The sequence below is a fragment of the Nonomuraea sp. B5E05 genome (genome assembly GCF_039880665.1).
Taxonomy (GTDB): Bacteria; Actinomycetota; Actinomycetes; order Streptosporangiales; family Streptosporangiaceae; genus Nonomuraea.
The window spans coordinates 91,680-104,125 of record NZ_JBDPMJ010000008.1 but is presented as its reverse complement, the minus strand read 5'-3'; the positions used below and the strand labels follow the sequence as shown (position 1 = coordinate 104,125).

The following is a 12,446-nucleotide window of genomic DNA, read 5'->3' as shown; positions in this document are numbered from 1 at the left end:
ACAAAGCCCTGTATGAGGGAGTACGTCGCAGGACTGGCGGCCGCCGCGGTGCTGCTCGCAGGCTGCGGGTCGGCCCCGCCGGAGCCTGGCGCCGCCACGCCGACAGGCACGGGCGCCACCTCGCCGGCGGAGACCGCCTCCCCGACCGGCTCCCCCACGGTGTCGCGGCTGCCGCTCGAGGCGGCGTACGAGCAGGTCATCACGAACGTCCTGCCGTCCATCGTGCAGATCACCACGAAGGTGGGCCTCGGATCCGGCGTCGTGTTCGACACGGCCGGGCACATCGTCACCAACGCGCACGTGGTCGGCCAGGCCCAGGAGATGGAGGTCACGCTCGCCAGCGGCGGCCCGCCGCGCCCGGCCAAGCTGGTCGAGTCGTTCCCCGCGGGAGACCTCGCGGTGATCAAGGTGGACCGGCCGGACGGCCTGCGGCCGGCGAAGTTCGGCGACTCGTCGAATCTGCGGGTCGGGCAGATCGTCCTCGCCATGGGCAACCCGCTGGGGTTCTCGGGCAGCGTGACGAACGGCATCGTCTCGGCGCTCGGCCGTACGGTCACGGAACCGCAGTCCGCCGGCTCGCCCGGTGCCACGATCGCCGGGGCGATCCAGACCTCGGCCGCGATCAACCCCGGCAACAGCGGCGGCGCGCTCGTGGACCTGTCGGGTCAGGTGATCGGCATCCCGACCCTCGCCGCCACGGACCCCGACCTCGGCGGGGGCGCCGCTCCCGGCATCGGCTTCGCGATCCCCAGCAACACCGCCACCGACATCGCCGCGCAGATCGTCAAGGACGGCAAGGTCACCAACACCCACCGGGCGGCGCTGGGCATCAGGGGCAGCACGGTCGTCGGCGAGGACGGGCAGCCCTCCGGCGTGGGCGTCGCCAGGGTCGAGCGCGGCGGGGGCGCGGAGAAGGCCGGCATCCGGGCGGGCGACGTGATCGTCTCGATCAACGACGAGGAGACGCCGACCATGGCCGAGCTCTCCGAGGCCATCACGGCGCTCAAACCCGGCGACAAGGTGCGCGTGGGGGTCATCCGCTCGGGCGGGGAGAGGGAGACGATCACCGTGACGCTGGGGCAACTGCCGGGCGAGTGATCCCGGGATCACTGCTTGGCGGTGAAGACGATCTCGACGCGGCGGTTCTTGGCCCGGTTCTTCTCCATGGGCTTGCCGTCCACCAGGTTGGGCAGCTTGGGCCGGGTCTCGCCGTACCCCTTCGCCTGGAGCGTCACGCCCGAGCCGGTCAGCAACCCGCGCATGGCCGTCTGGACGGCCTGCGCCCGGCGCTGCGAGAGCGTGACGTTGTAGGAGTCGCTCCCCTGGTCGTCCGTGTGCCCCTCGATCCTGACGACGCCGCCCGCGCCCTCCGCGTCGATCTTCCCGGCCACCTGCTCGAGCCGCTGCTCGGCCTTGCCGGTCAGCTTCCACCTGTCCAGTTCGAACAGCACGTCGCTGGTGAGCGCGACCGTCACCTCGCGGCCCTGCTTGGTCTCGCTCTGCGTGCCGTCCAGCGACTCGACCTCGCCGATGACGTCCTCCACGGGCAGCACCAGGTCCTCGACCGGCCCGGTCGCGTCCGGAGGCGTGCTGGGCGCCGGCGACAGGACGAGGGACAGCGCGAGGCTAAGAGATCGGAACATCGGTGAACACGCCGAACATCGGCATCTCAACGTTGATCTTCGTGACGTCGGCGGGCGGGGCGGCGAAGACCGCGTACAACGTGGACGAGTCGCCCTTCTCCAGGAACTGGCCCTGGGTGCCCGAGCACACGCACTCAGCGTCCTCGCCCGTGCCGTTGCGGGCCACCCGGTAGCGCTTGGCGTTGACCGGGTCGATCAGGGAGACGGCCTCCACCGTGTAGTCGAGCGGCGCCCCGCTCATGCCGTTGTGCAGGTTGATCTTGCCGTCGAGCGCGGTGACCGTCCAGTTGAGGCTGATCGTCCTGCCCTGGCGCTTGAGCGCGGTGATGTCGACCTTGGCCTTGCCGTACGTGTCGCCGGCGCCGACGTTCGTCTCCCGGGAGGCGATCGCCTCGGTCTCCTGCGGGGGCGCGCTCTGCTGCCCCGCGGACTGGCTCTGCTGGTCCGCCGCGGGGGAGGACGCCGGCGCCTCCGGGGCGCTGCTCTGCGACTGCCTCTCCTCGCCCCCGCCGCCCGGCCGGCCGGGAAGCATGCCGCAGCCCGCCAGTGCGACGGCCGCGAGGGTCAACGCGATCGTCTTACGCATATCGTGATCACCTTCGTCTTCGGGGATGTGACCCTCACGGTAGGAAAGCGACCTTCAGGATGTGCATAGTCCGCGTCGCCTGCGCGTTTCCTGTGCGAGCCGCTGAGCCTCGGCCTTGCCCGGCTCATCACCGAGGCCGTCAAACTCTCCCATAGCACTCATAAGGGCCTCAAGTGCGCCTTCGAGATCGGCCAGGTCGAGCATCGCCCGGGCGAGGGCCAGCAGGGCCTGCGCGGCGCCCCTGCGGTCCCCGTACGAGGTGAAGGTCTTCAGCGCCGCCCGCGCCGAGGCCGCCGCCTCGGCGGGCACCCCCTCCGTGCTGGAGAGCTCGGCCAGCACGAGCAGCACCCCCGCCTCGCCCAGCGGGTCACCCAGCTCCCGGTACGCGGCCAGGCTCGCCTCCAGCGGGCCCGCGTCCATGCGCAGCGCGCCGAGAGCGCGTAAGGCGTCGGCCCTGCCGCGCCGGTCGCCCGCCTCGTCGAAGACCTGGAGCGCACGGGTGAAGGCCCGCTCGGCCTCGTCCGCGCGCGTCTGGACCAGGCCGAGCCGCAACGTGATCCGGGCCAGCTCCAGCCCCTCGACCAGCGGCTGCGCCGCCCGCAACGCCGCCGCTGCCGCCTCGGTGCGCCCCTCGGCCCTGTGCAGGTCGGCCAGGCCGCGCAGCAGCAGCGCCTCGCCCTGCCGGTGGCCCGCCGCCCTGGCCGCGTCGAGGCCGGTCGCCGTCGTGGCGTGCCAGTCGTCGTGGTGCGCACCCAGCTCGAACAGCGGGGTCAGGTAGAACGCCAGCCGCCATGAGGCCTCGTACAGGCCGGCCCGGGAGAAGTCGTCGACGGCAGCCACCAGGAACCGGCGCTCGGCACTCAGCCACCGCGCCTCCCGCCGTGCCCACCCGGTCTCCAGCCCTGTCCCACCCCCGCGCCCGCCCAGCCCCGCCCCAGCCGGAGCCGCCGGCACCGAGCCCGTCGATATCGAGCCGGTAGCCGAGCCGGTCGGAGGCGAACCCGTCAGAGCCGAGCTCGTCAGGGGCCAGCGGCTGAAGCCGGTGTCCCAGTCGGCCGCCTCCGGCGGGGCTCCTGTCCGGCCGGGCGGGTGGATCTCCGTGCGGCCGGTGCCGGGCTCCGCGGGCAGGAGGGCGGCCCTGGCCTGCCTCGTCCGCTCCAGGACGGTCGCCGCCCTCGCCTCCAGGACCGTACGGGCGCCGCCGCCCTCCTCGGCCAGGCGCTCGGCGGCGTAGAGCCGGGTCAGGTCGTGCCAGCCGTACCGTTCCTGGCCTGCCTCGTCCAGGCCGCGCGACTGCAGCAGGCCCGCCTCCACCAGCGGTTCCAGGTCCGCTCCCAGCACCCACGGCGCGAAGTCCGGCGCGGACAGGGCGCCGAGCTCGCGCAGCAGCCGCCGCTCCGGATCGGGGAGACCGCGGTAGCCGAGCGCGAGGCTGCCGCGTACGGCCAGGTCGCCGGCGCTGAGCTCGTCGAGCCTGCGCCGCTCGTCGCCCAGCCGTCCCGCGAGGTGATCGAGCGTCCAGCCCGGCTTCCTGGCCAGCCGGGACCCGGCGATGCGCAGAGCCAGGGGCAGCCCCCCGCAGAGCCGGACGATGCGCAGGGCCGCCTCCGGCTCCGCGCGCACCCGGTCGTGTCCCGTCACCCCGCCGAGCATGGCCACGGCCTCGTCGTCGTCGAGCACCCCCAGCTCGTACGCCCGTGCCGCCTCCAGCCCGGCCAGCGGCGACCGGCTCGTCACCAGCGTGAGGCTGCCGGGACCCGTCGGCAGCAGCGGGCGCACCTGCGCCTCGTCGGCGGCGTCGTCCAGCAGCACGAGCAGCCGCCTGCCCGCCGTCATGCTGCGGTAGAGCCGGACCCGCTCGTCCAGCGCGGGCGGGACCGCCCCGTCGGGGCAGCCCAGCGAGCGCAGCAGGTCTTCGAGCACGGCACCCGGCGGCCGGGCGCCGAGCGCGGCGTAGAGGCGGCCGCCGGGACGCTCGATCCCGGCGGCGGCGTGCACGGCGACGGCCGACTTCCCGCAGCCGGGAGGGCCGTGCAGCACCAGGTGCACGGGCGCGGCCGCCTGCTCCCGGGCCGCCGTGCCGATCCAGTCGAGCACCTGCCGGCGCCCGGCGAAGTCGGAGACGTCCGGAGGCAGCTCGTTGACCGGCGCCGCGTCCTCGCGGCTCCGCCGGTCGGCGGACCCGGGCTGCTCGTCCGACAACACCCGCCGGTGCGCCTCGGCCAGCTCGGCGCCCGGCTCCAGCCCCAGCTCCTCGACCAGCGTGCGCCGCGCGTCCTGGTAGGCGCCGAGCGCCTCGGAACGGCGGCCCGCCTGGTGCAGCGCCTCGATGAGGCGTACCCACGCCCGCTCGCGCAGCGGATGGGCGCCCACCAGCGCCCGCAGCTCCCCGACCACCTCGGCGCCCCTGCCCAGGCTCAGGTCCAGCCGCACCCGCTCCTCGACCGCCGTCAGGCGCAGCTCCTCCAGCGGCACGGCGTACGACCTGCGCAGCACGGACGACTCGACATCGGCCAGCGCCTGGCCTCGCCACAACCCCAGGGCCGCCCTGAACCCGTCGGCCGCCTCCGCGATCCGCCCCTCCTCCCGCCGCCGCCTCGCCTCGGCGACCAGCCGCTCGAACCGGTGGCAGTCGACGTCGTCGGGCTCCACGTCCAGCAGGTAGCCGCCGGGCACCGTACGGATGCCGTCGACCAGCTTGCGCAGCGCGCTGACGTACACCCTGAGCACCGACTCCGCCGACGCGGGCGGCCGGTCGTCCCAGACCACGGACATCAGCCGCTCGACCGGCACCTGCTCGCGGGCCGCCAGCAGCAGCGCGGCCAGCAACGCCCGGTGCTTGGCCGGCCCCGGCGCCTGCTCGCCCTCGACCCGCAGCGGCCCGAGCACACCGAACCGCACGTTCACGTACCTTTCCGCATCACTCGCCCACGGGCCGGAGCGCGAAGGAGTCGAAGCGCACGCGGGCGGGCTCGGCGGTGCCGGAGGCCGCGTGCACACCGGCCTCGTCGGGCCCATAGGGGGCGTCGGCGTCGGACACCTGCGCGACCAGGCGTTCGTTGAGCCACATGCGCAGCGTCACCTTGCCCCCGCTCTGGCCGCACTCCGCCACGATGCGGTTGCCGGCCGCCTTCTCCGCATCCGCCGGGCCGAACAGGGTCTGGCCCCGGGTGCCCGTGCGGCGTTTGACGATCGTGACCCTGCCCGAACCGCTCACCGCGAACTCGTAACGGTCACCGGATCGGGCCGAGCCATGGCACCACACACCGTACTCCCCGGCGCCCTCCTCCAGAGTCGCCTTCGCGCTGATGATCACGCCGCCGGCCGGCTCCCGCCGGGGCGCCGACTTCCACAACCGCCAGGACGGTTTCACGGTCAGCTCGTACGCCGGGCCCGCCAGCCGGGCGTTCCCGCCCTCCGACGGGCCGACCGCCCAGGACTCCCCGAAGCCGGCCTCGTACGGCCAGCTCACCCGCAGGAGGCCGGGCACGGTCACGGCGGCGGTGACGGCGGCCACGAGCACCGCCACACCCGCCGCCCACGGCCACCACCGCCTCCCCCGCCGGACCGGCGGCGGCCCTTCATGGCCACCTCCCGGTCCCTCCGGCGGTTGGGCAGGCAACCGGCCCTCACGGCCATCCCCCGGCCAGACAGGCAACGGGGCCTCGCGGTCGGTTCCCGGCCGGGCGGGAGGGTGGTCCGCGTGGTGGTTCCCCGGCCGGAGTGGGGATCGGAGGCCGGGTCGGCCGTCGGAGGGCTGGGGCGCGGGGGCAGGTTCCAGGACCCGGGTGTCCGGGACGGGGGTGGGGCGGGGGCCGGTGGGGACCGTGCCCGTCCAGGTGCGTTCGACCACTTCGGTGGCGGCGGCCAGGCGGGTGCCGCCCACCAGCTCCGACAGCAGTGCCTGCGCGCCCGGCCGCAGGCGGGGGTCCTTGGCGAGGGCACGCTCCACGATCCCCCTGATGCCCTCCTCCAGCCCGTCCAGCCGGGGCACGTCCTGCATGATCCGGTAGAGGACCTCTCCCGGGGCCCCGCCCCCGAACGGCAGCCGTCCCGTCCCCGCGAACGCGATCACTCCGCCCCAGGCGAACACGTCGGCGGCGGGTGTGAGCGGCTCCCCGCGCACCTGTTCCGGGGCCATGAAGGCGGGCGTCCCGAGGATCGCCTGGCTGGCCAGGCTGTCGTTGTCCACGAGCTGGGCGATGCCGAAGTCGATGACGCGGGGGCCGAGCGGCGACAGGAGCACGTTGGACGGTTTGAGGTCGCGGTGGATCACCCCGGCCCCGTGGATGGCGCTCAGCGCGGTCGCGATGCCCACCGCCAGCGCCTCGAGGTTGCCGCCCGACAGCGGTCCCTGGTCGTGTACGGCCTGCGCGAGGTCGGGCCCCTTGACGTACTCGGTGACGAGGTAGGCGACCTCGCCGTCGATGCCGGCGTCCAGGACGGGCGCGGTGCAGAACCTGGCCACCCGGCGGGCCGCCGCCACCTCCCGCTCGAACCGCCGGCGGAAGGCCGGATCCCTGGCCAGCGCCGGGTGGATGAGCTTGACCGCGGCCAGGCCGCCGGTGGGCGTGGTCGCGAGGTGCACCTCTCCCATGCCGCCCCGGCCGAGGACGCGCCGCAGCGCGTACCCGCCTATGACCCGGTCACCGTCCATCGCAGACAGAGTAGCCAGATCCCGGCATTTGCCACCCGGCCAACCACCCGGCGGAGCCGATCAGGCCGTACCAGGCCGTCATGCACGCCCGCGCGAGGCCGGTCAGGCCGTCGCCGGGCGGTCATGAGCGTGGGGGCTATGCCGCGGCGCGCCGGCGGTCGTGTTCGCGCAGGAAGTCCCGGAGTCCCGCCAGGTCGTCGGTGTTGATGTGGTCCACGTCGGCCGCGACGAGCTCGCGCCAGAGCGCGTCCCGCGCGGGACCGGCCGTGTCGGGGGTGGCCCAGAACCGCACCCGCTGCCCGTCGCGGTGCGCGGTCGCCACGATCTCGCGCAGTTTGTCCCGTTCAGCGGCCGGCATCTCGCCCTCGCCCAGCCAGCTGAAGTGGTTGGTCCAGTTGTCGCTGATCAGCGGGATCAGGCCCGGGTCGCCCTGCCCCAGGTCGTCCATGCGCCCGTCGTAGAAGGCGTGGCGCCGCTCCTGGCCGGCCATGAGCTCGCGCGGCCGTTCGCCGCTGACGACCACGGTCACCGCGCCGGGCCGCACCTTGCCCTTGTGGTAGGTGGTGAGCATCCTCTTGTACGCCTTGAGCACCCTGTCGAGCTCGGTGTACGTGGCCTCGCCGTTGTTCTTGATGTCCACGAGCAGCTGGAGTCGCTGCCGGGTGCCGGGGAAGACGCTGCCGTGGCGCACCCGGCGGATCAGCGGGTCGAGGTAGAGCGACTGCAGCGTGCGGCCGGGCCGCAGGTCCTCGGGGTCGTGCCCGACCCGCAGCTCGCCGTCCACCAGGTAGATGTCGGCCTCGACGCTGGTGAACCCGTGGTCGAGCGCGTCAAGGAGCGGCCGCTCGTGCTCGTAGTCGTTGTGCGCGTGGGCGCGCGGCAGCGGCTCCGGCCGGCCGGCCGCCTGAGCGGGAGCGGCCGCCAGCAGCATGGTTCCTGCCGCGACCAGCACGCCGAGGGTTCGACGCAACATCGCATCTCCTTGACATGGGAGGTAGGGGATGCGTGACACGTTACGCGTGCAAGTTGTGACATGGGTGACATCGCGCCTAATTGTCGGCGGCTGGCACGCGGCTCACTCGACCAACCGGATGCGGCCGGCGCGGCTCACTCGACGAACTCGATCTGGTGGTCCTCGACCTCGCCGCTGTCGGCCCATCCCGTCGGCGAGTCCACGGACTCCGTCCTGGCGACCATGCGCAGCCGCATCCAGACGGGGCCGGCGGGCAGCGACTCGGGAAGAGGCCAGGTCAGCTCGGCGTCCGCGGCGCCCTCGCCGACCAGCGTGCCGGCCCGCTCGTCGGCGTCGAAGCGGCCGTCACGGTCGAAGTCGATCCATCCGGCGACCTTCGACGGCGATTCGGCGGTCACGGGCACCGAGATCCTGCACCTCCGGCCGCTGATCATGCTGCGCTCCTCCCCGGCCTCCATGGCGTCGTCGCCCGTGTCCAGGGGCAGGGCGCGCGGAGTCATGCTCACCGCCTCGGTGTGGTCGTCGCTCACGGACCACCCCAGATGGGAGTCGGTGATCGCGTGCGAGGCCACACCGTACGAGGCAGGCGCGTCGGAGACGTCCTCGGCCAGTGACAGCTTGAACGCGGCCCACAACTGCGGCATGGACCCGCCACGACCGTGGCGCACGTCATGCGCCGTCAACTTGATCGTGAACGCGCTGACCGTGCCGTTCACCTTGGCCGTCCCGCAGGTGTAGACCACCCCGCAGGTCGTGGAACGGGCGGAATAGACCCTTTCCGGGGTGATCGCGCCGCTCGTGACCCGGTACCCGGGAAACCCGGCCGCCAAGGAGAAGGTGGGCCTGGCGGGTACGCCGCCGACCAGCTCGACGGCGGGCCAGTAGTCGTCCCGGCGCTTCCTGGACTCGCCCGAGGAGCCGCCCGTGCCGAACACGTGCAGCCGCGGGTCGCGTACGGGCCTGGAGAACGTGAACGTCAGCAGGGCGACGTCGCTCCACTCGCCGTCCTCGGCCTCGAAGCCCTCGTAGAGGTCGACGAAACCCGCGGACGTCTTGGTGTTGGCCGGGATCAGGTATTCGTCGTCGGGCGCCGCGGGGTTGGCCGACGATGGCTCGGCCGACGTCACCCGCGCCGTCCCGATCATCTCCTTCCGCACCGTCACCATCACACCGGACGGCGTGCGGCCCGAGGCCACCGTGACCGAGTTGGTGAACGACGATGGCGCGCTGTCGGCACGCGCGACGGGAGCCACCCCCGAAACGCCGACGAACGCCGTGGCCGTGCAGGCCACCATCACGCGAAAAGCCATAACTGCTCCCCCGAAGCTGGTGATCCAGATCTACCGTCCTGCCCGACCCGCGGGCGGCGGGACACGGTCAAGACATCGGCAATTTCGCCGTACGACGCGCTCTGCGCAGGTGGCTCACGAGGCCCCTGGTCACGCGGCGGGCGGCGAAGTCGCACCCGCACACGAACCGCATGGAAGGCCCGAACGTGGCCGCCGCCGCCAGCCCGACCAGGCGGAGCCCCGCGACGGACGTCTCGAAGGTGGCGCTGAGCCGGGGCGCGGGGCCAGACGACGCCACCGCGCGCCGCAGGTCCCCCCGGAGCATCGCGATCCTCTCGACGTCCACCCGGTAGCCGGTGGCCGCGATCACGTGCTCGGTGTCGAGCGTGGTGGCCGCTCCCGACAGGTCCCTCAGGTGCAGCCGGACGCCGTCGCCGTACTCGGCGCCGGTCAGCCGCGTGCCCAGGATCACCTTGACGGCGCCGTCGAAGCGGTCCCGCAGCCACCAGGAGCCGGCGGGTCCGAGCGTGTTGCGCACGATGTGGTCGCGGGTCGCGGCCGGCAGATACCTGATCGCGCCCGGCAGCCGCGACCAGACCACGGAGGGCCAGCCGCCGCCGAGACTGGACCGTGGTGCCCGTACGCGGGCGAGCAGCGAGCGCCGCTCCTCGGGGACGTCGTTCCAGGCCAGCCTGTCCGCCCTGGCCAGGATCCGGACGCCGGCCCCCGCCTCCGCCAGGAGCGTCGCGGTCTCCAGCGCCGACTGCCCCGCCCCCACCACGGTCACGTCGCGGCCCGCGAACGCGCCCAGATCGTGATGGTCGCAGGCGTGCGTGGCCGCCTCGGGCGGCAGCCCGGCCAGCGCGCCGGGCAGGTAGGCGAACGGCAGATGCCCCACGGCCAGCACCGCGGTCCTGGCCAGCACGGACGCCCCCGACGACAGCGAGAGCGCGAACAGGTGCCCCTCCGCGCCGACGGCCGTCACCTCCGACTCGTCCAGGGCCTGGCCCACCGTCCGCGCGCGGAACCACTTGCCGTACGCGACGAACCGCTCCACGGGCACCGGCTCGCCGTACGCGTAGCGGTGGTACGCGTCGAGGCCGTAGCGCCGCTCCGGGTCGCCGAGATGCGACGCGGCGGCCTCCGACTTCAGCTGCATTCCGCGGGGCATGTGGAATTCCCACGCCCGCATCGGTTTTCCGAATATCCGGACGTCGAGTCCCGCGCCCAGCGCGTGAGCCGCCACGGAAAGCCCGTACGGGCCCGCGCCCACGATCGCCACGTCAATCACTGGCGTACGCAAATTTCCTCCATTGTCATTTCCGTGACCCGGCGAGCCGGGCGAAACCACGCTTTATCGTCTGTCCGGCCATTCCCACGAAAGGCCGGAGGTCGTCGGCCGACAACCAGGCATATTCATCGGCCACGCACAGGGCGCGCAGGCTTTTCGGGCCCGCCGTGAAGAGGTCGTAGTTCTCCACCACGTACGTCCGTCCGTGACCGGCCCGCCCCCGCGTCGTCCACCGGCCGGAGAGGTGCAGGTGGGCGACGCGCACGAGGTCGAGCCCTTCGCGGTCGGTGAACAGGCGGAACTGGGCGCCGAGCCGGGGATTGAAGTCCAGCAGGTGGTAGGTGTCCGCCGCCGCGTCGTGGCGGAAGTCGATGTCGACGACCCCGCGGTATCCCAGCGTCACGGCCAGCTCGCACGCCATGCCCTCCACGACCGGGTTGGGCAGCCACCGCCCCCAGGTGGTGAGCCCGGCGCCTCTCGGGTAGGCGCGCTCCTTCCGTCCCGCGCCGCCGTACAGGCAGCGCGAGTTCTCGTCGAAATAGCCGTGGAAGAACCAGTCCGAGCCCGGCCCTCCGGGCACGAAGCGCTGGAACAGCAGCTCGCGCCCATCCACGTGCTGGAGCAGCTGTTCCACCTGCTGGGTCCGGCGCACCAGGCCGGTCCTGCGCAGGCCGATGCCCGCGGGCAGGAGCCACGGCTGGGCCCACTTGGCGACCAGCGGCAGCCCGAAGTCGGCGACGGCCGCCGCCGCGTCGCCGGCGCCGGTGATCAGGCGGGTCTCGGGCTGGACGACACCGAGCGTGGAGCAGAGCTGCTTCAGCAGGTGTTTGTCCGCCAGCGTGCGCGGCAGGCCGGGCATCTGTTCGGGCATGAGGTAGAAGGGGCGCAGGTCGGCCGCGTGCTCGGCGACGGCGATGGCCCCCGCGTCGTCCAGTGTCAGGAGCACGGCCGGGCGTCCGATGCGGTCGGCGGCACGCGTGAGCGCCTGGACGGTGTCCCCGCCGCGCGACCACGTGTGCATCCGCGCCAGATACCGCGAGCGGTACGTCGGCGCGTGCGTGCCCTCGACGAGCCCGTGCACCTCCACTCCGGCCCTGCCGAGCGAGCGAATGGCGCCGAGCGTCCCGTGATGAAAGACATTGGAGTCCAGTCGCAGCACGAGCGCCGGGACGGTGCAATCGAGCATGATTTACGTCCTCCTCCTTACGAAAAGCTATTGATCCGGCAAATGACAGGTTGAATATCCGATCGACCGTTATTCGGGGTGTAGGGAATGAGGGAAAACTTCGACGGGGGATACGCGATGGTGATGAGAAAGGGCTACCTGCGCTGTTCGCTGGCGATCGTCACGATCGCGGCGGCGGTGTGGCTGGGCCTGGGCGCTTGGGGCGACGATCCGCCGGACGAGCGGCGAGGTCACGGCGCGGCGCTGGGTGTCTTCCTGGGCTCCGACTCGCGCGGCCCCATGCACCTGGAACGCTTCGAGTCCTGGTTGCACAGCAGCGTGACGGTGGGACGCACCTACCTGCCCGGCGAGACCTGGCAGTCGATCGAGGGGGCCGAGTTCGTCCTCGGCCCCTGGACCCGCTGGCGAGCCGCCAGGCCGGACCGGGTCCTGGCGCTGAACGTGCCGATGATCGCTCCGAACGAGTCGGGGATGCCGGACGCGGAAGTGGCGCAGCGGCTGGCCGAGGGCGCCCGAGGGGACCACGACCACCGTTTCGGGGAGCTCGGCAGGAAACTGGTCTCCGCCGGCGCCGGCGACACGATCATCGTGCTCGGCTGGGAGATGAACGGCACGACCTACTCCAGCCGCTGCGCGCCGAACCCGGAGGCGTGGAAGCACTACTGGCGGCGCATCGTGGCGGCCATGCGCGCGGCGCCCGGCCAGCGGTTCCGCTTCGACTTCGCGCCCAGCCGCGGGCTCGACGCGATCCCCTGGACGGAGTGTTACCCGGGTGACGACGTGGTCGACATCATCGGCATGGACAGCTACGACCAGGGGCC

At 73.0% G+C, this 12,446-nt stretch carries 9 protein-coding genes and 1 pseudogene; 2 read left to right on the top strand and 8 right to left on the bottom strand.

The window, feature by feature from the left end; genetic code table 11:
- Positions 1–12 precede the first annotated feature (12 nt).
- Positions 13–1,098 (top strand): trypsin-like peptidase domain-containing protein, encoded by a 1,086-nt coding sequence (locus ABGB01_RS17010; RefSeq protein ID WP_347774335.1) that lies wholly within the window; start codon positions 13–15, stop codon positions 1,096–1,098.
- 8 nt (positions 1,099–1,106) lie between these two features.
- On the opposite strand, the gene ABGB01_RS17005 is transcribed toward ABGB01_RS17010, so the two are convergent.
- The 8 genes from ABGB01_RS17005 to ABGB01_RS16970 all read right to left on the bottom strand — a co-directional run bounded on the left by ABGB01_RS17005 (position 1,107) and on the right by ABGB01_RS16970 (position 11,625).
- Positions 1,107–1,643: an OmpA family protein gene (locus ABGB01_RS17005; RefSeq protein ID WP_347774334.1), complete on the bottom strand. Its 537-nt coding sequence runs from the start codon at positions 1,641–1,643 to the stop codon at positions 1,107–1,109.
- On the bottom strand, positions 1,627–2,229 hold the full coding sequence (locus ABGB01_RS17000) for a hypothetical protein (protein ID WP_347774333.1): 603 nt from the start codon (positions 2,227–2,229) through the stop codon (positions 1,627–1,629). The genes ABGB01_RS17005 and ABGB01_RS17000 overlap by 17 nt, the downstream gene beginning before the upstream one ends.
- A 54-nt stretch (positions 2,230–2,283) precedes the next feature.
- Positions 2,284–5,136, bottom strand: coding sequence for a BTAD domain-containing putative transcriptional regulator (locus tag ABGB01_RS16995; protein ID WP_347774332.1), 2,853 nt, complete (start codon positions 5,134–5,136; stop codon positions 2,284–2,286).
- A 13-nt stretch (positions 5,137–5,149) separates the two neighbouring features.
- Positions 5,150–6,886 carry a serine/threonine-protein kinase gene (locus ABGB01_RS16990; protein WP_347774331.1) on the bottom strand — a complete coding sequence of 579 codons (1,737 nt, stop codon included), beginning with the start codon at positions 6,884–6,886 and terminating at the stop codon, positions 5,150–5,152.
- 136 nt (positions 6,887–7,022) lie between these two features.
- A complete protein-coding gene (locus tag ABGB01_RS16985; RefSeq protein ID WP_347774329.1) occupies positions 7,023–7,859 on the bottom strand; it encodes a phosphatidylinositol-specific phospholipase C/glycerophosphodiester phosphodiesterase family protein in 837 nt (278 codons plus the stop codon).
- A gap of 134 nt (positions 7,860–7,993) precedes the next feature.
- A complete protein-coding gene (locus ABGB01_RS16980) occupies positions 7,994–9,169 on the bottom strand; it encodes a GEVED domain-containing protein (RefSeq protein WP_347774328.1) in 1,176 nt (391 codons plus the stop codon).
- Positions 9,170–9,236: 67 nt separating this feature from the next.
- Positions 9,237–10,451 carry an FAD-dependent oxidoreductase gene (locus ABGB01_RS16975; RefSeq protein ID WP_347774327.1) on the bottom strand — a complete coding sequence of 405 codons (1,215 nt, stop codon included), beginning with the start codon at positions 10,449–10,451 and terminating at the stop codon, positions 9,237–9,239.
- Positions 10,452–10,464: 13 nt separating this feature from the next.
- The gene (locus tag ABGB01_RS16970; protein ID WP_347774326.1) at positions 10,465–11,625 is read right to left on the bottom strand and encodes an ATP-grasp domain-containing protein; all 1,161 of its coding nucleotides are present in this window, start codon (positions 11,623–11,625) and stop codon (positions 10,465–10,467) included.
- Between the two features lie 87 nt (positions 11,626–11,712).
- On the opposite strand from ABGB01_RS16970, the pseudogene ABGB01_RS16965 reads away from it, so the two are divergent.
- Positions 11,713–12,429 (top strand): annotated as a pseudogene (locus tag ABGB01_RS16965) (hypothetical protein); the annotation flags it as partial.
- Between the last annotated feature and the right edge of the window lie 17 nt (positions 12,430–12,446).

Bases quoted from the DNA above. Each gene is read 5' to 3' on its own strand.
- ABGB01_RS17010 (WP_347774335.1), top strand. From the start codon at position 13: ATGAGGGAGTACGTCGCAGGACTGGCGGCCGCCGCGGTGCTGCTCGCA.
- ABGB01_RS17005 (WP_347774334.1), bottom strand. From the start codon at position 1,643: ATGTTCCGATCTCTTAGCCTCGCGCTGTCCCTCGTCCTGTCGCCGGCG.
- ABGB01_RS17000 (WP_347774333.1), bottom strand. From the start codon at position 2,229: ATGCGTAAGACGATCGCGTTGACCCTCGCGGCCGTCGCACTGGCGGGC.
- ABGB01_RS16990 (WP_347774331.1), bottom strand. From the start codon at position 6,886: ATGGACGGTGACCGGGTCATAGGCGGGTACGCGCTGCGGCGCGTCCTC.
- ABGB01_RS16985 (WP_347774329.1), bottom strand. From the start codon at position 7,859: ATGTTGCGTCGAACCCTCGGCGTGCTGGTCGCGGCAGGAACCATGCTG.
- ABGB01_RS16980 (WP_347774328.1), bottom strand. From the start codon at position 9,169: ATGGCTTTTCGCGTGATGGTGGCCTGCACGGCCACGGCGTTCGTCGGC.
- ABGB01_RS16970 (WP_347774326.1), bottom strand. From the start codon at position 11,625: ATGCTCGATTGCACCGTCCCGGCGCTCGTGCTGCGACTGGACTCCAAT.